23 protein-coding genes are annotated in these 23,863 nt (G+C 59.0%); 4 read left to right on the plus strand and 19 right to left on the minus strand.

Features of this window, described 5'->3' with window-relative positions:
• Window positions 1-12 precede the first annotated feature (12 nt).
• The 9 genes from ACLH1I_RS15790 to ACLH1I_RS15830 form a co-directional block, all read right to left on the minus strand.
• On the minus strand, window positions 13-957 hold the full coding sequence (locus ACLH1I_RS15790; RefSeq protein WP_074384302.1) for an Rpn family recombination-promoting nuclease/putative transposase: 945 nt from the start codon (window positions 955-957) through the stop codon (window positions 13-15).
• 133 nt (window positions 958-1,090) lie between these two features.
• A complete protein-coding gene (locus ACLH1I_RS15795) occupies window positions 1,091-2,101 on the minus strand; it encodes an SIS domain-containing protein (RefSeq protein WP_192796523.1) in 1,011 nt (336 codons plus the stop codon).
• A 17-nt stretch (window positions 2,102-2,118) separates the two neighbouring features.
• Window positions 2,119-3,180, minus strand: a complete 1,062-nt coding sequence (locus tag ACLH1I_RS15800; RefSeq protein WP_065697293.1) for an SIS domain-containing protein — start codon at window positions 3,178-3,180, stop codon at window positions 2,119-2,121.
• A 12-nt stretch (window positions 3,181-3,192) separates the two neighbouring features.
• Window positions 3,193-4,044 (minus strand): PTS system mannose/fructose/sorbose family transporter subunit IID, encoded by an 852-nt coding sequence (locus ACLH1I_RS15805; protein WP_043522309.1) that lies wholly within the window; start codon window positions 4,042-4,044, stop codon window positions 3,193-3,195.
• Entirely contained in the window at window positions 4,022-4,801 is a 780-nt protein-coding gene (locus ACLH1I_RS15810; protein WP_004886445.1) for a PTS mannose/fructose/sorbose/N-acetylgalactosamine transporter subunit IIC, read from the minus strand. Before ACLH1I_RS15810 ends, ACLH1I_RS15805 begins: the two co-directional genes overlap by 23 nt.
• 16 nt (window positions 4,802-4,817) lie before the next feature.
• Window positions 4,818-5,288, minus strand: coding sequence for a PTS sugar transporter subunit IIB (locus tag ACLH1I_RS15815; protein ID WP_004886443.1), 471 nt, complete (start codon window positions 5,286-5,288; stop codon window positions 4,818-4,820).
• 14 nt (window positions 5,289-5,302) lie between these two features.
• Window positions 5,303-5,725: a PTS sugar transporter subunit IIA gene (locus ACLH1I_RS15820; protein WP_004886440.1), complete on the minus strand. Its 423-nt coding sequence runs from the start codon at window positions 5,723-5,725 to the stop codon at window positions 5,303-5,305.
• A 99-nt stretch (window positions 5,726-5,824) separates the two neighbouring features.
• Window positions 5,825-8,590: a sigma 54-interacting transcriptional regulator gene (locus tag ACLH1I_RS15825; RefSeq protein ID WP_102005154.1), complete on the minus strand. Its 2,766-nt coding sequence runs from the start codon at window positions 8,588-8,590 to the stop codon at window positions 5,825-5,827.
• 99 nt (window positions 8,591-8,689) lie between these two features.
• Window positions 8,690-9,520, minus strand: coding sequence for a GNAT family N-acetyltransferase (locus ACLH1I_RS15830; RefSeq protein ID WP_065802796.1), 831 nt, complete (start codon window positions 9,518-9,520; stop codon window positions 8,690-8,692).
• Window positions 9,521-9,552: 32 nt separating this feature from the next.
• Between ACLH1I_RS15830 and ACLH1I_RS15835 the strand changes: the two genes are divergently transcribed.
• Together ACLH1I_RS15835 and ACLH1I_RS15840 are read left to right on the plus strand one after the other, a co-directional pair.
• Entirely contained in the window at window positions 9,553-10,086 is a 534-nt protein-coding gene (locus tag ACLH1I_RS15835) for a GNAT family N-acetyltransferase (protein WP_048322916.1), read from the plus strand.
• Window positions 10,087-10,156: 70 nt separating this feature from the next.
• The gene (locus ACLH1I_RS15840) at window positions 10,157-11,020 is read left to right on the plus strand and encodes a MurR/RpiR family transcriptional regulator (protein ID WP_032455510.1); all 864 of its coding nucleotides are present in this window, start codon (window positions 10,157-10,159) and stop codon (window positions 11,018-11,020) included.
• Here the strand turns inward: ACLH1I_RS15840 and ACLH1I_RS15845 are convergent.
• The 5 genes from ACLH1I_RS15845 to ACLH1I_RS15865 all read right to left on the minus strand — a co-directional run bounded on the left by ACLH1I_RS15845 (window position 11,017) and on the right by ACLH1I_RS15865 (window position 15,901).
• On the minus strand, window positions 11,017-11,616 hold the full coding sequence (locus ACLH1I_RS15845; RefSeq protein WP_032455509.1) for a 2-dehydro-3-deoxy-6-phosphogalactonate aldolase: 600 nt from the start codon (window positions 11,614-11,616) through the stop codon (window positions 11,017-11,019). The genes ACLH1I_RS15840 and ACLH1I_RS15845 overlap by 4 nt on opposite strands.
• A complete protein-coding gene (locus ACLH1I_RS15850; RefSeq protein WP_032455508.1) occupies window positions 11,603-12,475 on the minus strand; it encodes a 2-dehydro-3-deoxygalactonokinase in 873 nt (290 codons plus the stop codon). Before ACLH1I_RS15850 ends, ACLH1I_RS15845 begins: the two co-directional genes overlap by 14 nt.
• On the minus strand, window positions 12,472-13,956 hold the full coding sequence (locus ACLH1I_RS15855; protein WP_065802797.1) for a sodium:solute symporter family protein: 1,485 nt from the start codon (window positions 13,954-13,956) through the stop codon (window positions 12,472-12,474). The genes ACLH1I_RS15850 and ACLH1I_RS15855 overlap by 4 nt, the downstream gene beginning before the upstream one ends.
• A 102-nt stretch (window positions 13,957-14,058) precedes the next feature.
• The gene (locus tag ACLH1I_RS15860; RefSeq protein ID WP_004204205.1) at window positions 14,059-14,451 is read right to left on the minus strand and encodes a RidA family protein; all 393 of its coding nucleotides are present in this window, start codon (window positions 14,449-14,451) and stop codon (window positions 14,059-14,061) included.
• A 10-nt stretch (window positions 14,452-14,461) separates the two neighbouring features.
• On the minus strand, window positions 14,462-15,901 hold the full coding sequence (locus tag ACLH1I_RS15865) for an N-acyl-D-amino-acid deacylase family protein (protein ID WP_065802798.1): 1,440 nt from the start codon (window positions 15,899-15,901) through the stop codon (window positions 14,462-14,464).
• On the opposite strand from ACLH1I_RS15865, the gene ACLH1I_RS15870 reads away from it, so the two are divergent.
• The gene (locus tag ACLH1I_RS15870) at window positions 15,879-16,025 is read left to right on the plus strand and encodes a hypothetical protein (protein ID WP_032426003.1); all 147 of its coding nucleotides are present in this window, start codon (window positions 15,879-15,881) and stop codon (window positions 16,023-16,025) included. The genes ACLH1I_RS15865 and ACLH1I_RS15870 overlap by 23 nt on opposite strands.
• A gap of 76 nt (window positions 16,026-16,101) precedes the next feature.
• Window positions 16,102-17,322 carry an amino acid deaminase gene (locus tag ACLH1I_RS15875; RefSeq protein WP_065802799.1) on the plus strand — a complete coding sequence of 407 codons (1,221 nt, stop codon included), beginning with the start codon at window positions 16,102-16,104 and terminating at the stop codon, window positions 17,320-17,322.
• 249 nt (window positions 17,323-17,571) lie between these two features.
• Here the strand turns inward: ACLH1I_RS15875 and ACLH1I_RS15880 are convergent, their stop codons facing one another.
• The 5 genes from ACLH1I_RS15880 to ACLH1I_RS15900 form a co-directional block, all read right to left on the minus strand.
• Window positions 17,572-18,588 (minus strand): Ldh family oxidoreductase, encoded by a 1,017-nt coding sequence (locus ACLH1I_RS15880; RefSeq protein WP_065802800.1) that lies wholly within the window; start codon window positions 18,586-18,588, stop codon window positions 17,572-17,574.
• 11 nt (window positions 18,589-18,599) lie between these two features.
• Window positions 18,600-20,201 (minus strand): APC family permease, encoded by a 1,602-nt coding sequence (locus tag ACLH1I_RS15885; RefSeq protein WP_065802801.1) that lies wholly within the window; start codon window positions 20,199-20,201, stop codon window positions 18,600-18,602.
• Window positions 20,202-20,216: 15 nt separating this feature from the next.
• Window positions 20,217-21,821: an aldehyde dehydrogenase (NADP(+)) gene (locus ACLH1I_RS15890; RefSeq protein ID WP_065802802.1), complete on the minus strand. Its 1,605-nt coding sequence runs from the start codon at window positions 21,819-21,821 to the stop codon at window positions 20,217-20,219.
• A gap of 14 nt (window positions 21,822-21,835) precedes the next feature.
• Window positions 21,836-22,756 (minus strand): dihydrodipicolinate synthase family protein, encoded by a 921-nt coding sequence (locus tag ACLH1I_RS15895; RefSeq protein WP_064151050.1) that lies wholly within the window; start codon window positions 22,754-22,756, stop codon window positions 21,836-21,838.
• Between the two features lie 151 nt (window positions 22,757-22,907).
• Window positions 22,908-23,732: an AraC family transcriptional regulator gene (locus ACLH1I_RS15900; protein ID WP_017899117.1), complete on the minus strand. Its 825-nt coding sequence runs from the start codon at window positions 23,730-23,732 to the stop codon at window positions 22,908-22,910.
• Window positions 23,733-23,863 lie beyond the last annotated feature (131 nt).

A 23,863-nucleotide genomic window follows, 5' to 3' on the forward strand; every position in this document is an offset into this window, starting at 1 on the left:
GGTGGCGGGGTGTTAGCAATACAGCGGCTTGAGCTCGTCAGCCGACAGTCCGGTAATCTTCTGTACCGTCTCTTTGTCGAGGCCATTCTGTAACATGCTGCCGGCAATGCGCAGCGCCTCACGCCGGCTCCCTTCCTGTAAGCCCTCAAGGCGCCCTTCCTGTCGGCCCTCATGCCGACCTTCCTGTCGACCTTCCTGCTTAAGCTTTTGCGCGATAGACATCAATGTCTCCTCATACTGTGGCAGACGGCGGGCCAGCCGGCGGAGAAACACGCCCGGCTCGGCCGTGTTACCGTACTGCAGCATATAGTGAAACAGCATTCTCAACTGCCGGGGGCTAGTGTATCCCAGCATCACCACGGCCGCCAACGACTCCGTTATGTCGCTGAGATCGCGCTGGCGAATATGCTTTTGCATCAGCTCCAGCAGGGCGACCCGCCGATGCTGCACGATTTCATCGTCCGGCATGACCGTGACGTCGATCAATGGAAACTGACTGCCGTACAGCCTCTTCGCCAGCTGCGGGTCGGCAAATTCATCCAGCCAGTTGAGGGAAAAAGGATACGGACTGGTTGCGCCGTGATAAAACAGCATCGGCACCACCAGCGGCAGCGTTTTGTGCCCGGCGTCGAGGTGTCGCTGCATCGCGGCAATCGCATAGCGCATCAGACGAAAAGCCATATGGTTGTCCGGCGAGCTCTGATGCTCTATCACCACGTAAATATATCCCGCCCCGCAGGTGGTCCGCACCGACCACAGCACGTCCGAATACCAGGCGCGCAGATCCTCATCGATAAAACTCGCCGATTGCAGCCTCAGGGTAGCGAAATCGCACCGCTGGCGGATCGCTTCGGGAAGATAGAGCATGAGGAAATCATTCGCTGTCTCCGGGTGGCGAAGAAATCGTTTAAAGACCGCATCATGCGGCGTTGAGGTCATCCGTTTTTTCATGGCCATCCGCTTGCCTGAAAGAGAAGGAAAGCCGGACTCTACCACCGGTTTTTACCCGGCTGGATTTGACGATGATTTTCTGGGAAGCGCCTCGGAGAATAGCGGAGCGGCCAGTCTGACTGGCCGCCATGGGCAAGATTTAGTAATCAAACTGCCGGTAATAACGGCGGATATTCAGGTCGTGGCCGGTATGGTGCTCAAAGTGGGCCGCCAGCCGGTCCACCAGCAGAGTGGACACCACGCACGGCGCCATAATCCAGCGGAACGCATCATCAATGCCGTTCAGCGGATAGTCGCGTGGGTCGATCACCACCAGATGGTCAGTTATCTTTTCGGCAAAGCGTTCGACGCGCTCGTCCAGCGCCCGGCATTTCCCCTCGCCCTTCACCAGAAACAACGGGACCTCTTTTTCCAGCAGCTCCAGGGTACCGTGGAAAAATTCAGCCGAGCTTACCGACTTCGTCCGCTTCCACTGCATCTCTTCGAGAATACACATCGAGAACAGATAGACTTCCCCCCACATTTCCGCCCCGCCAATCCACATCATGTAGTCGCTATTATGGTATTGCGCGGCAATTTTATCCGCCTGCGGATCGAACTGGCGCTTGGCCTCTAGCAGATTTTCCGGCAGCAATTCCAGCTGGCTGGCAAAACGCTCATATTCAGCAAACTCGCCGTGACGATAAATCACGCGGAAGAATAACCAGTACAGCAGCATATACTCATATTCCACGCCATTCTTATGGCACATCGGAATATGCCATCTGGCGGCGGCAGCCAATGGCGAATCGGCATGACGGGTAATGGCTACCACGCGTATCCCCTGCGCCTTGCACCATTCGGCAATGGCCACCGACTCTTTGGTATCGCCGGATTTAGAGAGCGTGACGACAACCGCCTCTTTATTTAATTTTTTATGCCCGCGATGGATTAATTCCGCCGCCTGCTCAAGATAAACCGGTACGCTGGTTAATTCTTTGGAAAACTCATTAATAGCCATCATCGGGGCCAGGGAACCGCCAACCGAGGCAAAAAATAATGCGCTGCAGCCGCTGTCATAAATAGCGTCGGCCACGGTTTCAGCCTGTTTACGCGCAGCGATGATCTCGCGAGCACTGGTCAGGTACTCGTCCTGATTAAAACCCAACATAGTTTTCTCCTGAATAATCAGATTTTACTTTTTAAGACGCGGTCAAAATCGTCGAAAATACGTTTAGCCAGATCGATGCCTTTCAGTCCTGCGGTATGCCAGGCGAGCATCTGCACTGGGACAATCAGCAACAGCGGCGCCAGGTGATGCTCGCACGGGCAGTTTAGCGCCAGCGTTTGTTCATCCTCTTCGTCGCTCAACGTCAGGGTAAAGGCCCGGGCAATGGACGGCGCCATATAGTCGCGCAGCGCCCGGGTTCGCCCGTCCGGCGTATCTTCAATAAACAGCATCACATGGCGGGCATTGGCTTCCAGATAGGGGCCGTGCATATAGGCTTCCAGCTCAAAGCCGCTGGAAGGCACGCGCACCGTTTCGGTAAATTTGGTTTCGAACTCCTTCGCCACGCCAACCAGCGCGCCGTAGCCGGTAGCGACAAAGCGCTCACCTCCCCGCAGCGCTTCGCTATGCTTGTCGATAAAACATGCGGTGCGGGCGGTAACTTCCGGGATCGCCGCCGCCAGCCGCTGGAATTCGGCAAGATAGTGCTGCTCCTCGACTTCGCTGGCCTTCCCCTGGCTGCGGGCAATCATCAGCGCCATCAGCAGCAGATTCAGCACTGTCGCGCTAAAGCCGCGGGTGACAAACCCTACGCTCTCGATCCCGGTATTGATATCGAGAACGCCATCGCAAGCGCGGGCTATCGGGCTTTGCGGGTCGGAGGTCAGGGAAAATACCGGCAGTCCTGAGGCCTGTACCTTACGCATCGCCTCCAGCGTCGACGCGCTTTTTCCGCTCTGTGAAATCGCCACCACCAGATCGGTATGCGGGTCGATAGCTTCGTAATGGGTAAAGTTGTACGGCTCTTTAATGTCAACCAGCACGCCGAAGCGTTGTTCAAAGAAATAGCGCGCGCACAGCGCGGCGTTCAGCGACGATCCGGTCGCCAGCAGCAAAATACGGCGTACCGGGTGCTGGCGGGCAAAGGTCTCAATCGCCGCCAGCTTTTGCCGGTAGTCGCGCAGGATCTGCGCCAGACAGGCCGGCTCTTCGCTGATATAGGTCATCATTGTTGGTTGCATAGCTCACTCCCGTTAAAACAATCCGATCCACGAACCCAGAATGCCCACCACCGCCATTCCGCCGATAATAGAGAGCGGTTTAACCTTGCGCCCAAGTAGCCAGTAGACGATGCCGAAACTCACCAGCGGCAGCATGCAGGGCAGAATGTCGTTGATGATGTCCTGCACCTGGGTTTTGGCCTCCCCGGCGCCAAAGGAGACAGGGATGGTGATATCGATCATTGAGGCGGTCATCGCCCCGACCACCATCAGGCCGATAATCGATGCCCCGTAGGTCAGGCTCTCCATCATTCCGCTCTTCTGGATCCGCTGCAGGACGCCGGTGCCCAGCACGTAGCCCCAGCGGGTAAAGCACCAGCGCGCCAGAATGTGCGGAACGTTAAATACCAGCAGAAACAGGATTGGCCCGAGAATATTGCCTTTTAGCGCCAGGCTGGTGCCGATACCGGTGGCGATCAGGCGCAGCGTCCCCCAGAAAAAGGAATCTCCCAGCCCGGCCAGCGGCCCCATCAGCGAAGCTTTGACGTTATCAATCGCATTGGCATCCATATTTTTCTGCTGGCTATTTTTCTCCTCCATCGCCGTCGTGATCCCCAGCAGCAGGGTGACGATATGCGGCGTGGTATTGAAGAACACCAGATGGCGTTTCAATGCCCCGGCCAGCTCCTCTTTGCGCGGATAGAGCTTCTTCAGCACCGGGATCAGCGCGTAAACAAAGGCAAGATTCATCTGTCGCTCATAGTTCCACGAGAACTCCATCTGGAAGGAGCGCCAGAACACCCGGCGTAAATCACGCGGCGTAATTCGCGTTTCTTCCTGCTCCTGCGGCTGCAGGGTCTCTTCAGAAATCATCTTCGTCGTCATCGCTGACTCCTTGTTCTGTCGTGGTACGAGGTGCGCTAAATGCGGTGACGTTAACCATCACCACCGCCACGATGGCGCCGAGAATGGCGATACCGGTCACCGGGATTTTCAAATAGGCCATCAATACAAAGCCGAGGAAAAAGTACGGCGCCACTTTCTTGTTAATCAGCAACCTGGCGAGCATCGCGAAGCCGAGAGCCGGAATGATCCCGGTGGCTACGCTAAGCCCGTGTTTGATAAATTCCGGGATCGCATCGAGCAGAGATTTCACCGCGTTGCTGCCCACCAGGAATGAGACGGTCACCACCGTGGCAAGCATTAGCGACAGGCCGAATCCGGCGATCAAATGCATCCGCTCAATGCCGCGCGTATCCGCCCGTTCCGCATAGCCGTCCGCTTTCTGGCTGAGCAACGGAATGAACATCCCCAGATAAACGTTTTTCAGGATCAGGGTCAGGGTGGCGATAGGCAGGCCGAGCAACAGCGCCGTTTCCGTGCCCGCGCCGGAGGTGATAGCGAACGCCACGCCGAGAATACCGCCGGTCACCACGTCGGGCGGGATCGAGGCGCCAACGGAGAACGAGCCGATAAACGCCAGCTCTAGCGTCGCGCCCATGATGACGCCGGTCTGCACATCCCCCAGCACCAGACCGGTCAGCAGCCCGGTGACGATTGGCCGGGAAATCAGCGACGTCCCTAAGGCATATTCCGATTGCGCGATAAACGCCACCAGACCCAGTAAGAGAGCCTCTACCATAATCTGTCCTCCGGAATTACACGCATTCCGTAAAAAGCTGTTTGCGATCGTTCGGGACCTGGCGAATTTCCACCTCGACGCCTTTGCCCACCAGTTGTTGCAACTGCTCTATTTCCTCCGGCAGTAAATTAATCGCCTTAGAAATATTTTTACTGCCCTCTTTGGCCTTAATCCCACCGAGATTAATACTTTTTATTTCCTCAACGGCGCTGGCAATACGCCAGGCGTCATTGACCGATTCCACAACAATAAATAAATTATATTTATCGGTAACCCCACTTGTTATCGCTTCAATAGAATCATTTATATTTTTAATCACCAGCTTTACCGAGGGTGGTTTAGCAAGCTTAATGGTGGTTTTCCGCAGTTCATCCTCAGGGACACTGTCGTTGGCGATTAAAATACAATCGGCACCGACATATTGGGTCCAGGAAAAGGCTACCTGGCCGTGAAGTAATCGATGGTCAACCCTTAATAACGTAATCATCATGCATCCTCATTTCAGAAGTCTTTATCCATAGTCATCGCCCCGGCAATACTCTGATTGCAGTACTGAATGCTCTCTTTGGCGTTGATTAATGCTTCAGAAATTAATTTTTCGGTATTCTCTTCCGCTGCAGAAATAAGCAGGTCAATAATTAACGGTAGATTTAACCCAGATAATAAATGAAAGTGCGGGCGCGATAAAAAACGCACAAACTCATTATTGACGCTACCGGCGAAAATATCCGTAATCACTATCAGCTCATCCTGCGCCGGGAAACGCGCCAGCAGCGCCTCCACCTGCTGCGTCAGATCGACCTCCTCTTCTACATAGGCGCACAGAGTATGAATATCCGGCTGTTTACCGAGGATCAGCTCCACAGAGTTCAACAAACCGTTAGCAAAGGTGCCGTGGCTGGCAAAAATATAGTGTCGTTTCATCCTTACCTCGAAAGCGCATTCCACTGCTTTCTTAATTGCAACCGACGTGCCAGAAACAGTGGCGCGTCGGCTAACGTAAGGATAAAAGGGGGAGAAGCGTTAAAACTCTTGATCTTCCTGAATAAATTCCGTTTCCCGCGTCAGGATGTCGTGAATGTAATAGAGCTCGACAACGGGAATTTTGACACTATATCCGCTCTCTATGACACTAAAGGCCTCGCGCAGCGTAGCCAGCTCGCGCTCCGGACACTGCCTTCCCGAATAATGGGTTGGGGAAGCGTGGCGAATTAACCGCTCTATCAGACAGCTGATGTGCACATACAGCGCTACCTTACGTTCGTTGGGCACCTCGTACCCGGCCAGATGCTCATAGCGCAGCAAAAACTGCTCAACCTGGTTGATCACCTTCGCGGTATCAAGGATCGTCACCGACTCAATCACTCGCCGCAGCGAGAAGTTTTTCAGGATCAGGTTGTTGATCTCGCTAACCTGCTCCGCCGTCGCCAGTTCGCCGAAGATACGCATCAGCGGGCGACTTCCTTCGCCGGAAATCAGCGAATCCAGCGAGATCCACGGGAGATCGGCAAGATGCGGATCGAGGGTGCCGACGATCGCCAGCACCTCGTAGCGGCTGAGCATCGGCTCCCGCCGCGCGGGATCGGCAAGGGTCTCCACATCACAGGCCACAATATCAATGCCAAGCGCTTCAGGGATGCTGGCTTTTAACAGCGCCGACAGGTTCGCCGCCGCGCCCAGTCCGGTGGCGCAGGTGGTCAAAATCGCCCGCGGTTTATCGATCTGCGGGTAATAGAGTTGGTGCTCAACCGCCAGATCATCGCCGATCTCGCGGACGATATCTTCCAGCATATCGCCGTGCAAAATCCGCTCCCCGACGTACATCGCCATGCCGGTGGAGACATTGTTAATAATCGCCACCGGCGTGTTCAGACGACGATTAAAATGGCTGTGAATTGCGTTCAGGGATCCCATATCGACCAAAATGATCAGCCCTGACGCCAGCGCGTGGCGCTCAATGTAGGCCATCACCTGATTAGCGATAGCCTCCGGCGTCACATCGAGCGGCATGTCGAATGACTCAAACAGCGGGCTTTTCAGCAAGCGGTTCGCCACGCTGGCGATGCTGCTGGCGGTGGCGTAACCGTGAGCGAGAATAATCGCCCGGGTCACCTGCTGCTGGCTAATAGCGCCATTTTTCTGGAACCACAGCACCAGCAACAGCAGGTCAATACGTTGGGGCTCAATATCCAGCTTCAGCGCCAGCGCGTCGAGGATCGCTTCGCAAAAGCGATACAGCAGCGGGAATTTGTTTGCCAGAAAATCCGCCAGCAGACGGATTTTCTCATTGCTCATCGTGGACGGCGCCTGACGGGAACGATGGATCAGGTAGTGGCTCAGGGCGTAAAGACAGTTACCGTTAAACTGGATATTGAAGCGTTTTTCCAGGCGATAATACTCCTCCCGCACCTGATGGGCGATCAGCAGCAACATCTGCGAGCTACTGGCATCCTGGTTATCAAAGATCAGCCGATCGAAGAGGGTTTCAATCTCCTCCCCCATGCTTCTTTGCGCCTCTTCCCAGACCGTTTTTTTATTCAGCACCGCTTCATGCAGCGCCAAAATCCGACACTGAACGTCATAGATCAGCCCCTGAACCGGGTCGCGCGCCCGCAGCAACCAGACCAGGCTGGTCTGCGGCTCGATTAGCAGCGGCTCCTGCTGGCCCATCGCTTCACTGAGCGCCGGCGTCGCCGCCATGATCGTTTCCGGCAGATCGTGCAGCGTCACGGTCAGCATCTCGCTGCCCGGAGACCTGGCCCAGGCTGATGCCACGGCGTACTTCACCACATTCTTCAGTTCGCCGACGTTGCCCCGATAAACGTACTGCGTCAGGACCTGCAAAAGCCGCGGCGTTAGCTGCAGCCGGGCGGCCAGCGTCCGGGCCTCCTGCCAGAAAAACTGCAGCGTTAGCGCCTCCTTCTCCTCGCGGCTGCGGTGTTGAAGATCGGGCAAGCTGACCAGGATCGGAATACGACGAAGAAAGGTGGTCAGAAAAGTGCTGTGAATCTCTTCGGTGGTGGCAAACACCAACCGCAGCGAAATCGGCAGGCCTTGAGCGGTCTCCCCCACCCGGTAGATCTCCTTGCGATCCAGCCAGGTGAACAGCTTCTCCTGCCCCTGAGCATCCAGGCGGTGGACCTCGTCGAGAAACAGCATCCCGCCGTTTGCCGCCTCGAACGCCCCGGCTTTATCGCTCTGCGCGCCGGTAAACGCGCCTTTGACGTAGCCGAAGAGGTTGGCGGCCAGCAGCTCCGGATTACTGGCATACTGCGCGCAGTTGAAGCTCACGAAGGGCGCATCGGGCGCCAGCAGGCCCTGGGCGATCGCGAACTCGTGCATCAGCTCCGCCATATAGCTTTTACCGGTCCCGCTGTCACCGGTGATAAGCAGCGGTAGCCCGCCGTTGGGATAAAACAGCGCGGTTTTCATCTGCTCAATCGGTTTACGCAGGCTGCCATCATGGCCAGTCAGCAACGAAAAATGGTCCGCCTGTTCCGGCTGGCGGTCACTCTCCGCGAGCAGCTCCGCCATGCTGGCGTACTCGCTGCGGGAAAGGGGGAAGAACTGCTGGCAGAAGGCTTTTTTATGCAGAAAATAGACCGGCCGGGTGTTGATCTTCACCAGCACGTCCTGGGCGACCAGCTGATTGAGATAATGGCTGGCGGTATTTCTTTGCATCGCGAAACGCTGAGCCAGCCAGCTGGCGGTGAACACTTCGTTCAGGTTATCCGGATCGAAAAAATCGGTCTGATTTTGCAAAAAAGCCAACAGTTCCGTTTTACGCATTACATCCCCCTCGTCGCCATTACGAAGAGATATGATGCGGCAAAAGAGAGGCTTATCGGCGCCCCGTGCTGTTTTTTGCGGCCCAGCGCACACTCCCGCTTAAGCGAACTTCGCTGCGGTCAGCTCCATCGTCATTTCATACTGCTGTAGCGATAGCGGTGAATATCCCGCCGCGGCAAACAGCGGCGTAAAGGTTTCCGGGACCGTCACCGAAGTGCCGATACCCGGGAACTGCTGCGCCAGCGCCATCAGCAGCGCCCGTGCCAGCCCCTGGCGACGGGCGGCGGGTTCAACCCATAAAAACTGCAGTACAGGCCGTGAACCCGAGGTGCCCAGTACCGCGAAGGCGCGCTGTTCCAGCGTCACGACGCGGCATGGCAGGGTGGCGAAGGTAAGCGGATCCATCAGCCAGGGGAGCTGACTGTTACTCTCCTCAACGGCGCGTCTAAGCAGCGCCAGGGTGGGATAAGGCTGTAACACGCCTGGCGCCGCAGCCTGAGGCTCTGCGCTCAGGTAGCCGTAGAGCCCATAGCGCCGCGTAAAGCCTAACGACTGATACAGCGCGACGGCCACATGGTTATCGCGGATCACCTCCAGGAAAACCGTCTCGATCCCCTGCTGCTGCAGAAGCATCAGCAGCTCCTGCATCAATTTCCGCGCAAGACCTTTGCCGCGCCAGGCCGGACGCAGTGCAAAGGCCGCCAGGCGAGCCATATTCCCCCGACGCGCGACGATCGCAATCGCCGCCGGTTCATCTCCGGCCAGCCAGACGCGGGAATCGATCAGGCTCATCCCCTCGGCGCTAAAGCGCTGAACAAATCCCTCCACCGACTGGGTCACCGGTACCAGATAGTCTGCAAAACAGGCGTTAAGAATATCCGTTAACTGCACGCTGCTGAACTGCGTGGCGGGAACGGCGGTCAGCTCCATACTTTTCTCCCGAAGGCTGCTATGCTGAGGTGATGAAAACTAACACTATAACTGCCGGCGCCGGATTACGCCTGACCGAGGAGAGTGATATCGCCCTTCTGCCGGCCATTGAACGTTCCGCCGCTCAGGCTTTTCGTCAGATCCCCGCTCTCGCCTGGCTGGCGGACAGCGAGGTGATTAGCGTTGCGCGCCATCATGATTATCTGGAAACGGAACATAGTCTGCTGGCGGTGGCCGCCGGGCAACCGGTGGGTTTTATTCTGACCGAACCGCTCGACGATGCCTTATTTATCGTCGAAATCGCCGTCCACCAGGCCTGGCAGCATCAGGGCATCGGGCGGATGCTGCTGGAGCAGGTTATCGACGGCGCCCGGCAAATGGCTTACCCGGCGGTGACCCTCACCACCTTCCGCGACGTGCCGTGGAATGCGCCGTTTTATACCCGTCTGGGATTCGCCATGCTCGATGAACTGACCCTGCCCGCCGGGCTGGCGGCGAAAAGAGAACAGGAGACCCGGCACGGCCTGCCGCCGGAGATGCGCTGCGCCATGCGCCTGGCGTTGTAGACGCCAGCGCTGAATTTAGCGGCGATATATGGTACAAAGTACCAATCAAAACTTACCTGTTGCTACCCGTATGTCCTGGTCAATCGATATTATTTCCTGTATTACCGATCGCTTTGTGGAACTCACGGCGACCGAAAAACGCATCGCGCAGTTTATTCTCGATGATGTCGCGGCGGCGGCGGAGCTACCCATCGCCGAGATAGCGCGTCTGACTCAGACCAGCCAGGCGTCGGTCACCCGTTTTGCCCGGGCGCTCGGCTGTAAAGACGTCCGTGAGCTGAAGATGAAGCTTGCGCAATCCCTTGCGGTCGGCCAACGGTTTATCCTCGATGTTCCGGACCTCGAAGGCGTACAGGGGATCTATGAGTCAATCATCAGCGTGCTGGAGACCAATCGGCGGGCGCTGGATATCGAGGCGTTGAAACGTGCGGTGAGCTGGTTGAGTGAAGCGCGGCAGATCCTCGCCCTTGGAATGGGCGGCGGGTCAACTATCTGCGCTCAGGAGATTCAATATCGCCTGTTTCGTCTCGGTCTTCCGGTCGTCAGCCAGAGCGATGGTCTGCTGGTACGCATGATGAGCTCGGCGGTGACGCCGCAGGATGTGGTGATTGTGCTGTCTCTGGGCGGCTATACCCAGGAGATCATCGAGAGCGCGGCGATTGCCAGCCAGTACGGCGCGAAGGTCATTGCGATTACCCCCGCCGGGACGCCGCTGGCGGAGCAGGCGGATCTGGTGCTGCCGCTGCTGGTGCGCGAAAACGACTATATCTTCAAGCCCAGCACTTCGCGTTATGCGATGCTGGCGATGGTCGATGTGCTGGCCACCGAACTGGCGATGGCCAACAAAACGCAGGCAAAAGGCAAATTACGGCGTATTAAGCTGGCCCTCGACAGCCACCGCGGCGGCGTCGATCGCCAGCCTCTTGGCGACTAGCCACCGGCAGCGGCGATAAACCTCTCCGCCTGCAGGCGGGTACATTCCACGGCCTGTCCGGCGCGATAAAGATCGCTGCCCAGGCCGGCTCCGGCGCACCCAGCCCGCATCCAGGTTGCCAGATTTTCCGGCGTCACGCCGCCCACCGCCAGAACCGGCACCTCCGACGGCAGCACCGCTTTCAACGCCCGAATGTAGTCCGGACCGAAAGCAGAAGACGGAAATATCTTCAGCCACTGCGCCCCGGCATCCAGCGCGTTAAACGCCTCAGTCGCGGTGGCGCATCCGGCACAAACCTGCATTCCGTGCGCCACTGCCTGACGGATCACCGCAGGCTGGGTATTCGGCGTCACGATAAGCTTCGCCCCGGCCTCAGCGAGAAAATCGACCTGTTCCACGCGCAGTACCGTTCCCGCGCCTATCATCGCCTGCTCGCCAAACCGCGCAACCATCTGCGGAATACTCTGCTGCCAGTCTGGCGAATTGAGCGGGATTTCGATATAGCGAAAGCCTGCATTGATTAGCGTCTCAATATGATCTGCCGCCTCAGCGGGTTGAATGCCGCGTAAAATCGCCACCAGCTTAATCTTGTTCATGCATTATCCTCGCCATGCCAGCCAGCAATGCCTCATCGCCACTGCAGCTGTTAACCGTCATTCCGCGCGCCTTCATCGCCCGACCGTAGCGGGCATTCAGCGCCGGTTCGCCAACCAGCGTGATGACAGAAGTACGGAAACGCTGCCCCAGGGTCGCCACCTCCGCACCAATCAGCAGCCCGGAGAGGTAATCGCTGACCGAGCTCGCCGCCAGACCTCCCAGCACCCGGGCGGCCCTGGCGACAAACAGTTCGCTAATCAGCGACGGCTGCGCCAGCCCTTTTTCCAGCCCCCGTTCAAACACCGCATCGTCCGGCTGCTGGGCAGGCAGCCCTTTGCCAATCAGCGATTGCGTCATCAGCAGATGATGCAGTTCGCCGGTCATCGCCGTGGCAAAATAACGCACCGCGCCGCCCGCCACCTGTACCCATTTGCAGTGGGTGCCCGGCAGCACGTAACACTCCGCCGGCGCCAGCTGGCAGGCCCCCAGCAGCTGCGTCTCTTCGCCGCGCATCACGTTGAAATCCCCGTCCTGTTCAATCTTGAGGCCGGGAATAATCCACACGCCTTCAGCAACGGCGCATAGCTGCCGCAAAGGCTCGTCGATCGCCGCCGGACAGTCCAGATACGGCACCGCCTGCCAGCCCGCGTCGCTGCCGATCATCCCGGCCATCAGCACCGGCAGCGCCTGTGCGCCGCGCCAGGGGGCCAAATGCTCCGCGAATACATCGGCAGGCGATCGTCCGTTCAGGCGGGTAATACCCAGCGGCAGCTGCTTCGTTTCGACGCACTGGCCGTTGCGAATCAGCCAGCCGCGCAGCTGGGTAGAGCCCCAGTCGACGGCAATATAATCCTTCATTGTGCTTCTCCTGAGACCTGCACCGCCGTCTTCGCCGGGATCGCCTCCCCTTCCCGCTCCTGGGTAATCATTTCCAGCGCCTGCTGACGGCTGATTTTGCTGGCTGGCGTCATGACGGTGACAAAAATAGCGGAAACAAAGCTGCCAACGACCGACGGAATGCACGGATTGCCCCAGTAAGCCAGCCAGTCGGCCTTAACCAGAACCACAATAGACACCAGCATGCCGCTCAGCAGTGCGGTGAGCGCGCCCTGCCAGTTAAAGCGCAGCCAGAAGCGGCCAAGCATGGAACAGACGAAGAGCCCGGACATCAGCATGGAGATCATTTTGGTGATATAGCTGATGATATCGTTCGAGGTCAGGGCGAAGATCATCGCCAGGCCGATGACGAACGCCAGCATCCAGCGAGAGAGCGTTATCGCCTTATGCGCCGGCGGCATTTTTCCGGTAACGAGGGTATAGACATCCCGCATCATGATGGCCACGGCGGCTATCGCATCGGAGCTGGCCGAAGACATGGTGGCCGAAAGTCCGGCAATCAGGACCACCAGCCCGAGGATCGCCGGTAAGAAGCTGGTGGCGAACAGGAAGGCGTAGTTGCTGTTCTCAAGATGGGGGTTCATCGTCCAGGCCGCCATGCCGATAATCGCCGGCAGCACCGAGAAAAACAGATACAGCACGCCGGTATAGACAAACGAGCGCCGCACCGAAGAGACGTCTTTTCCAGAGTAAATACGCTGGCGATAGGAAGGGGTCGCCAGCACGCCGACGCCGATGACCATCGCCAGCGATAGCGCCGGAATGGTCCCCAACTTATCGACCGCAAACAGGCTCATCGCCTTGGGATCCATCGCCTGAACGATGGCATCCCATCCCCCGACGTGAACCACCGCCAGAATCGCCATCAGGATAAAACCGAAAAACAGAATTAATGCCTGAATGGTGTCCGTCCACACCACAGCAGAATAACCGCCGATAATGACGTAAATCGCAAACGCCATGGCAATAATAATTTTTGCCACCGTCAGATTAATTCCTGTCGCCCAGGCTAAATACATACTCCCGCCAAGAATATGTGCCCCTAGCCAGCCAATTGAGGCAATAAATATCATTATCCCGACGAGGTTTTTAATTAAATGGCTGCCTCCTGTGTAATAAGAAAGCTCTTCGCTCATAGTCATAAAGCGCAGCTTTCGCACCGGCGCAAACAGCCAGGCCACCAGTAAAATACCGATGGCGCCGCCCACGCCGTAGAGCATCCCGGCCCATCCATTGCTGTAGCCGAAGCCGACAGCGCCCATGCTTGAACCGGTTCCCACCATGGTCGCCACGGTGGATCCCAGCGTCAGGAACAGCGGCAAAGAACGGCCGCCGAGTAAAAAGTCCTCACCGCTTTTTTGATGACGGGACACGTACCAGCCAAGCCAAATCATGGCCAACGCGTAAATAATAAAGCCGACTAAAAAGACATGACTATTCATAATTCACATCCTGCCAGTTAATTTTCTAAAGGTAAAAGGCTACGAAGCGCTGAATTATTTCAGCGCTCAAAATGACTGTTTATATTTCTGGTTACTTACTTTTTATGCGCGAGAAGCGTTATAACAGGTCACATCCACTTCGACTTTACAATCCACCACCAGGTCCGCTACGCAGCAGATGCGGGCAGGCGGGTTGTCGCCAAAGAACTCACGGAAGACTTTATTGAAAGACTGAAAATAGCGCGCATCGGTAAGGATCACTTTAACATGCACCACGTCGGCCAGGGTGTAGCCCGCTTCGGTCATGATATCCACGCAGTTCTGAATCGCCAGACGCGACTGGTCGACAATCCCGCCTTCCACCACTTCCCCGTCCTTCATCGGCGTCTGGCCGGAAACGTACAGCCAGCCTCCCGCTTCCACCGCCCGCGCGAACGGCAGATGCTGCCCGCCGGTCCCGGTTCCACCTTCCACGCCATAACGTTTAATACTCATCTTTCACTCCTCAGTTCATTCGGCGGCGCAGGAAACGCCCCGCGCGCCCGATAATCTTTTTGTCGCTGCCGTAGCTCATCACGCCGTTAACCATCACCGCCTCAATACCGTCCGCCGGACGTTTCGGGTCGGAGAAACTGGCGACATCGCGCACCGTCTGCGGGTCAAACAACACCAGATCGGCGTAGTAGCCCACTTTTACCAGCCCACGATCCGCCAGCTGGAAGCGCGCCGACGACAGCCCGGTCATTTTGTGGATCGCGGTAGTCAGCGGAAACAGCCGTTCATCGCGGCAGTAGTGACCCAGGACCCGCGGAAACGCGCCCCACAGCCGCGGATGCGGCATCGGGTCGTTCGGCAGCCCGTCGGAGCCAATCATGGTCACCGGATAACCCAGCACCCGCCGTACGTCCTGCTCGTCCATGTTGTAATAAATAGCGCCTGCCGGCATCAGCCGCGCCGCGGCGTCGTGCAGGCTCACCTGCCATTCATCGGCGATCTGCTGCAGCGTTTTTCCGGCCTGCTCGGGCTGTGCTTCCGACCAGGTGATGACGATATCGAACTCATCGGTGACCTGCTTCATATCCAGCGTCGACGAGCTGGCGGAATAGGGGTAACAGTCACAGGCGATCTCCTGGCGCTGGCGCATCTCATCGAAGAAAGCCAGCGTCTCCTTCGTGCGACCCCAGTTTTTCGCGCCGGCGCACTTATGGTGCGAGACCACCACCGGCACGTTACCGTGGCGACCAATGCGGAAAGCCTCGTCGAGCGCCTCCAGAATCGGCTCGAACTCCGAACGCAGGTGGGTGGTGTAAATTCCCCCCTCTGCCGTCAACTCCTCAGCGAGCGCCATCACTTCTTCGGTGGTCGACTGGAAGGCGCTGGCGTAGGCAAGTCCCGTGCTCAGTCCTAATGCGCCCTGGCGCAGCGCATCGCGCAACTGTATGCGCATGCCGGCGATTTCCGTCTCGCTCGCCGGGCGGAACAGGTCATCCATATGGTTATTGCGCAGCGCAGTGTGCCCAATCAGCGTCCCGACGTTAAGCGATGGTCGCGCCGCCTCTACCGCATGGGCATAGGCTTCGACGGTGGGATAGATAAAGTGCTGTCGTTCGCCGAGAAGATTCATCGGGTCCGGCACCTCGCCGCGCATGGTGGCGGTTGCCGCGCTGATCCCGCAGTTGCCGACGATCACGGTTGTCACCCCCTGGCTGAGCTTAGGCAGATACTCCGGCATGCGGATGACGTTGATATCGTCATGGGTGTGAACATCGATAAAGCCAGGCGCCAGTACCCGCCCCTGACCATCTATTTCCTGCTCCGCCGCGTCGTCCAGCGCCGGAGCGATAGCCATTATTCGGTCGCCCTTCACCGCCACATCGGCACGGTATTGCGGCCCGCCGCTCCCGTCGATCACCGTGACGTTTTTGAAAAGCCAGTCAACTTTCATAGCAATTACTCCCTTTCGACATACCGACAAGTTAACCATTTACAAGTGCAAAAAACAGTGGAAAACTACGCAAAAACCAGATCGTTTTGTGATACTTTTATTCAAAACAAACAATAATAATTAATTAAAAACATAATTATCAAATAGTTATAACTGATACCCAGCAAATCACCGATTATAAAACCCGAAAGGATAGTGTTATGAAATACCATTCAGCACCGCTCATTCCGCACAAATCCGCCCTCATGTCCGCGCCGGCTAATCTCCTGGCGGAAGAGGGCTGTCTGCCTGCCGCGCTGCTAAAAAAGTCGGCGCTGGAAAAAAATATTTCATGGATGCAGCGCTACGCCGATGCTCGCGGCGTATCGCTGGCGCCGCATGGTAAAACGACAATGACGCCATGGATATTTCAGGCGCAGCAGCGAGCGGGAGCCTGGGGGATCGGCGTGGGCAGCGCCTGGCAGGCCAGCGCGGCGATGGCCTGCGGCATCCAACGCGTCCTGATGGTCAATCAGCTGGTCGGCAAAGCCAATATGCAGGTGGTCGCGCAGCTAAAAGCCCACTATCGGACGGTGGATTTTATCTGCTGCGTCGATAGCGAGGTCAACGTCCGCGCCCTCTCCACGTTCTTCGCAGACCAGGGACAAACGCTGGATGTGCTGATTGAACTTGGCGTGCCGGGCGGGCGCTGCGGCTGTCGTAGCGTGGAGGACGCGCTGGCATTGGCACAGCGGGTCAGCGACCTGCCGGGGCTACGGCTACGCGGTCTGGAATTGTATGAAGGGGTGCTGCACGGCGACGATCCGCAACCGCAGGTGGAAGCGCTATTACAACAGGCCGCGGCGCTTGCCTGCCGCATGGAGCCGCTGGTTGACGGCGAATTTATTCTCACCGGCGCGGGCACCGTCTGGTATGACGTGGTATGCAATATCTGGCTGGCGGCGGCAAAACCGCGCCGCTGCCGTATCGTTATTCGCCCTGGCTGTTATATCACCCACGATCGTGGGATCTACGATCTCGCTCAGCAAGCGCTGATCGCCCGCGATCCGATTGCCTGCGATCTCGCCGGCGATCTCACTTCAGCGCTGGAGCTGATGGCGATGGTGCAATCGGTGCCTGAGGCGGATCGCGCAGTGGTGAATTTCGGCAAGCGCGACTGCGCCTTCGACGCCGGGCTGCCGCAGCCGATCGCCCATTATCGTAACGGCCAGGAGTTAGCGCTGCGCGCGGAGTCGATCGTCAGTATCGGCATCATGGATCAGCACTGCATGCTGCGCCTGGCGCCGGGCAGCGATGTGCAGGTTGGCGATATTCTGCTGTTCGGCACCTCGCACCCGTGTCTGACCTTTGATAAGTGGAAGACGTTGCTGCTGGTCGATGACGACTACAACGTGCTGGACGAGCTCGACACGCTGTTTTGACAGGCATCCCGGGCGGCGGCGCTTCGCGCCTTACCCGGGCTACATAGCTCGCGACGTTCGGCAGCCCGGCTAAGCGTAGCGCAAGTCGGGGAATGCACCGGGGGCTACACAACCCGCGACGTTCGGTAGCCCGGCTAAGCGTAGCGCAAGTCGGGGAATGCACCGGGGGCTACACAACCCGCGACGTTCGGTAGCCCGGCTAAGCGTAGCGCAAGCCGGGGGATGTACCGGGTGGCGGCGCTCCGCGCCTTACCCGCCCTGGCGCAAGGCGCAAATCTCATCATATAAGGCGCGGCTGATAGCCACTCCCTGCTGCTCACTCTGCTGGCGACAGGCGAACCGCCGCTCGCCCGGTAACCGTGCCCCTTGCTCCTGCATCCCGCTGAACAGGGTTTCGGCGCGCGCGAGCTGCTCTTGTGCCTGCGCGCCGAGAAAGCGCTGCGGATCCAGCGCCAGAATCAGCTCTCCGCCGTAGGGTAAACCGCCCGCGCCGTTATCCCACGCCAGCGATTCGGCGCTGGTCATATCGCCGATAAGCGGCCCGGCCAGCAGCTCAACCATTGCCGCCAGCGCCGAGCCCTTATGGCCGCCGAAGGTTAACATCGCGCCGTTCAGCACCTCTGTGGCATCGGTGGTCGGCTGCCCCTGGCTGTCGATTCCCCACCCTTCCGGTAGCGCTTTGCCGGCGCGCTGATGCAACTGGATCTCGCCGCGCGCCGCGGCGCTGGTCGCCATATCAACAATAAACGGCGGCTTGTCCCGCCGCGGCCAGCCAAAGGCGATAGGGTTGGTGCCGAACAGCGGACGGGTGCCGCCCGCCGGGGCGACCCAGGCGTGGCTTGGCGTACAGGCTAGCCCCACCAGCCCTGCCTCGGTCAACGGCTCAATATCGGCAAACAGCGCGGAAAAATGGACGCAGCGGTTAATCGCCAGCGCCGCAATGCCGCTGTGCCGCGCTTTCTCCAGCAGCTGCGGCAGCGCGCGCTCGTAGGCCAGCAGCGAAAAGGCGCCCCCTGCATCCGCCCGCACAATCGCCGGCGCCTGGTCGTGGATCTGCGGCTCGGCATCAGGCGATACCTTACCTTTACGTAAGGTATCGACAATGCCCAACAGCCGCCACAGGCCGTGGGAAGCGCAGCCGTCGCGCTCCCCGGCAGCCACGTTACGGGCGATGGCCGCCGCGTGGTCGGCGCTGAATCCATTGGCGCTGAGCACCGCCAGCGCCAGGTCATAAGCTTCTGGTAACGATAGAGTTACCGACTCCATACTGTTCTCCTTTACTCTTCTTCGTCTCCGCTAAAATTAGCCTGCGGCAGACAGCTGCGCGCGCCCCAGTAATAAATCCCCAGCGACATTGCCGCCACCAGCACCGTATCCCAGGGGTGACCAATAACATTAAGCCCGCCGAAGCTGCCCAGCCAGGAAAAGAGGATAATCAACGCATAAAAAGCGATCAGCCACAGCGAAGACTTCACCTGCTGCGCCAGACTCACGGTATGTTCCGGCACCTTGCCTTTGCACATCACGTACACCACAAACATCACGATCTGCAGCCCCAGCAGCCACGAGAGCGTATTCCAGCCGGACCAGTAGACGATCAGCGCCGAGACCATAAACGACACCGGGCCGATGATGGCGAAGGCGCGCACGCGGAACGGCCTCGGCAGATCCGGGGCGTTGCGGCGCAGCCCGGCGGCGGTCACCGGGGCGATGGCGTAGCTCAGCACCAGGGCAGCCGACACCACGCTAATTAACTGTTCCCATGAGGGGAATGGCAGCGTCCAGAAAATCGACAGCCCGAAGGTCAGCCACAGCGCCGGGCGCGGAATACCGGACGCTTTATCGATATGGGTAAAGGCTTTAAAGAAGGTGCCCGCCTTCGCCCAGCCGTAGATCACCCGCGGCGTCGCGTTCATGTAGATATTGCCGGTGCCGCTCGGGGAGATGATCGCATCGCTAATGACCATAAAGGCCAGCCAGCCCATGCCGAGGGTAATGGCGATATCGCGATACGGCAGCGAGAACTGTTTGCTCACCTCGGCCCAACCGCCGCTTAGCATCTCGGTGGGGATACTGCCAAGGAACGCCAGCTGCAGCAGCACGTAGATAATCGTTGACAGCACCACTGATAAAATCAACGCAATAGGGATAGTCCGCTGCGGCTTTTGCACTTCGCTGGCCACCGAGATAATCGGCGTCAGTCCCAGATAGGCGAAGATAATTCCTCCGGCGCTGATCGCCGCTTCCACCCCGGACATACCGAACGGCGCAATGCCCTGCGCGTGCAGGTTCTCCGGTTTAAAGAAGGCGAACAGCGTCACCACCACCAGCAGCGGCACCAGAAACTTGAGCACGCTGATGAAGTTGTTCGAGCGGGCGAAGGTCTTGACGCTGTAGTAATTCAGCGCAAAGAAGAAACAAAGCAGCAGGAACTGCACTACCCACCCCAGCAGAGTCGGCGAGCTGGAGCCCGGCTGGGTCAGCGCCGGAAACCAGGCCGCGGCGTATTGCCGGGCGGCGACGATTTCTATCGAGATCAGGCTGGAGAAGGCGATCAGGGTGATGAACCCCAGCAGATAGCCCATCAGCTCGCCGTGGGAAAAGACCGGGTAGCGGATAATGCCGCCGGCGCGCGGCAGCGCCGCCCCCAGCTCACAGTAGACAATCCCCAGCAGCAGTACCGCAAAGCCGCCGATCACCCACGACGCGATCCCGGCCGGACCGGCAATGGATGCGACGTGGCTGGCGGCGAATAACCATCCCGAGCCGAAAATCGCGCCCAGGCCGATAAAGGTGAGGTCGGTCAGGGTCAGCTGTTTTTTAAACTTACCCGACTCAGCAACGCGGGTTTGACTGTTATGCGTAGTGTGAATGGTCATGGTGATGCCCTTGCGTCAATGAGAGGAGGAAATCGCTTCCCGGGTCCACTGGCCGTTGACCAGGCGCAGCAGGTTCAAAGGGTTCGCATCCTGCAGCGCCGGCGGTAACAGGGCGGCCGGCGCATTCTGCAGGCAGACCGGGCGCAGAAAACGCTCAATCGCCCGGCTGCCGACCGACGTCCCGCGCGCATCGGTCGTCGCCGGCCACGGGCCGCCGTGGACCATCGCATCGCACACTTCCACGCCGGTGGGATAACCGTTAAACAGCACCCGTCCGGCCTTCTCGCACAGCAGCGGTAGCAGGTTGGCCGCCAGCGGGCCGTCGTCCGCTTCCGCGTGCAGCGTCGCGGTGAGCTGTCCCTGCAGCGCTTTCACCACCGCCTGTAGCTGGACCGCGTCGTCCACTTCCACCAGCAACGATAGCGGGCCGAAAACTTCGGTCTGCAGCAGCGTATCCTGCGCCAGCAGATCCTCGACCTGAGCCTGCCACAGCTGGGTCTGCGCCTGCCCGGCGCCGGCGGCGAGGCCGCTCGCCAGCCTCTCGATACGCGGGTGCGCCGCCAGGGCCGCCACGCCCTGGCGGTAGTGCTGGAGGGTCGGCGCATTGAGCAACACCTGCGGCGCAGAGCCCGCTACCGCCGCGCACAGCGCCGACTTAAAGCGTTCCAGCCCGGCGCCGCGCAGCGCCAGAATCAGCCCCGGACGGGTACAGAACTGGCCGCCGCCGAGGGTGAATGACGCCACCAGCTCGTTCGCCAGCGCCTCGGCCCGCGTCTGCAGCGCCTGCGGTAGAATAATCAGCGGGTTAATCGCCGACATTTCAGCAAACAGCGGGATTGGCTGCGAACGCTGCTGCGCCATTTGATACAGCGCCTTACCGCCGGCCAGTGAGCCGGTAAAGCCAACGGCCTGAATCGCCGGATGGCGGACTAATTCGGCGCCGATATCAGTCCCGAAAATCATATTGAAGACGCCGCCGGGTAACCCGCATCGCGCGACCGCCCGGACGATCGCTTCAGCGGTCAGCTCGGCGGTGGCCATATGGCCCGGATGGGCCTTCACCACCACCGGGCAGCCAGCCGCCAGCGCCGAGGCGGTATCGCCGCCAGCGGTGGAAAAGGCCAGCGGAAAGTTGCTGGCGCCAAACACCGCCACCGGCCCTAACGCCTGCTGATACTGGCGCAGGTCCGGGCGCGGCAGCGGTTGACGGTCGGCTAAGGCGGTATCAATACGGGCGGCGAAGGTATCCCCGCGCAGGATCACGCCAGCAAACATCCGCAGCTGGCCGCTGGTGCGCGCCCGCTCGCCCTGCAGCCGCGCCAGCGGCAGCGCGGTCTCCTGTTCGGCGAGTGCAAAAAACGCTTCCCCCAGCGCGTCCAGCTCATCGGCAATGGCGCAGAGAAAGCGCGCCCGCTGCTGCGGCGTGGTTTGTGAATAAACGGCAAACGCCTGCTGTGCCGCCTCCGCGGCCTGGGCGGCTTCCTCGCGTGAAGCCGGATAAAAGCGATGGCCGGTGGCTTCCCCATCCACCGCCCGCAGGCTCAATAGCGTCGCCTCGCCGCTGGCAACGCGGCGGCCGGCAATAAACTGCCGTCCCGCCATGGTCTGAGATGCATTCATACTGACTCCTGGGTTCAGAGGCCGACGTCCGGCAGGGCTGGACGAGTCGCCAGCGCCTGTTCCACGATCGCCACCACCTGCTGGCGCGTTTCCCCTTCCAGCGCCAGACGCGGCGGACGGGTCACGGCGCTGCCGCGTCCGAGTAGCTCTTCGCACAGCTTGATGCACTGCACCAGATCCGGACGCGCATCGAGATGCAGCAGCGGCATGAACCAGCGGTACAGCGCCATCGCCTCTTCGTAACGCTGTTGGCGGGCGAGACGGAATAACGTTTCCCCTTCGCGCGGGAAGGCGTTGGACATTCCGGAGATCCACCCTTCCGCGCCGACGGCGATACTTTCCACCACCACGTCATCCAGCCCGGCAAACAGCACGAAGCGATCGCCAACGGTGTTACGCAGGTCGATAAAGCGGCGGGTATCGCCGGAGGAGTCTTTAAAGCAGACGATGTTGTCGCAATCGGTCAGGGCGGCGAGAATGTCCGGCGTCACGTCGTTTTTGTATATCGGCGGGTTGTTGTAGACCATGATCGGCAGGTCGGTGGCGGTGGCCACGCTGCGGAAGTGGGCGGCGGTTTCATGCGGTTTTGAGGAGTAGACCAGCGCCGGCATCACCATGATCCCGTCGACGCCGACGCGCTCCGCCTCTTTCGCCATCTTCTGGGCAAAGGCGGTGGTGAACTCGGCCACCCCGGCGATCACCGGAATTTTGCCGCCGGCGGCATCTTTCGCCACTTCGATAATCTGCAATTTTTCATCAGTGCTCAGGGAGGTGTTCTCCCCGACGCTGCCGCACACCACCAGCCCGGAAACGCCATCTTTGACCAGGTTTTTCATCACCGCGTGGGTGGCGTCTAAATCGAGGGAGTAATCGCTACGAAACTGCGTGCTAACCGCCGGGAATACGCCGCTCCAGTGAATCGCTTTATTGCTCATGCTCGGTTCCTTGTCGTCATTTTGTTAAGTCGAGGTGAATGATTGGTGAATATTCACTGACAGATTGACGCGTCGCGGAACCGGCGGCTTGTCGGTTTTCCCTTAATCCGATGACGAAATTAGCACAGTCGACAAAAGTGTGAGTCAGCCGTTATCCCTGCAGCGTCAGGCGAAAATCGCGCGGCGTCGAGCCGGTCATCGCTTTGAACTGGCGGCTGAAGGCGCTGTGATCGGTATAGCCGCACTGCAAGGCGATATCGGTAATCGGCGTATCGCCGGCCAGCAGTTCGGTGGCTTTTTCCAGACGCACTTTGTGGATCATCTGCCGCGGGGTGAGATGAAAGATCCGCTTGCAGTAGCGCTCGATCTGCGCAATCGACATCCCGCTTAGGGCGGTCAACTCTTCCATGGCGATCGGCCGGTGATAGTGGCGCCGGATATGATCGTCGACGATCGCCAGCCGCTGCCACGCCGGATGGCGGGCGTGGGCCTCCTGCAGATCGTGAGAGATCCCGGCCATGCCGATCACCTGACCGCGGACATCGCGCAGCGCCAGCTTCTGCGTCAGGCACCAGCCTCGTTCCCGGCCATTGTAGAGATGCATTTCCAGCTGGTCGCGCAGGGTCACGCCCTCCCGTAATACCCGAAGATCCTGTTCGGTGTACCCCTGCCCCAGCGTGGAAGGAAAGACGTCGGCGGAGGTTTTCCCCAGCAGCGAGGAGACGGTTTTGAAACCGCAGCGGCGGGCCAGCGTCAGGTTCGCCAGCAGATAACGCGCCTCGCGGTCTTTGATAAAAAAGACCACGTTGGGGATGGCATTGAGCAGGGGGGCGATCAGCGCCAGGGCATTGAGCAGCGCCGGCATATTCTCCGGCCGCTGGCGCGCCAGCCCTTCGCAGATCTGGCTCAGCTCATCGACCGCCAGCTCCGGTTGATTAACAGCGCGCGGCGGCGCCGCTTCAGAAACACCGATCATAGGGCTTCCTCATGGTAAGTGACCGAAGGATATTTATTCACTTCCTGTTAACACCTCAAGCGGTAACCGCCGGTTTTGCGATCCTGGATCCGCTTTACGCCTTCCCCTGGTTTATCCACTGGCGCAATCGC

Source organism: Klebsiella sp. 1SOBk10mer, assembly GCF_046602535.1.
In the GTDB taxonomy this organism is placed as follows: domain Bacteria; phylum Pseudomonadota; class Gammaproteobacteria; order Enterobacterales; family Enterobacteriaceae; genus Klebsiella; species Klebsiella quasipneumoniae.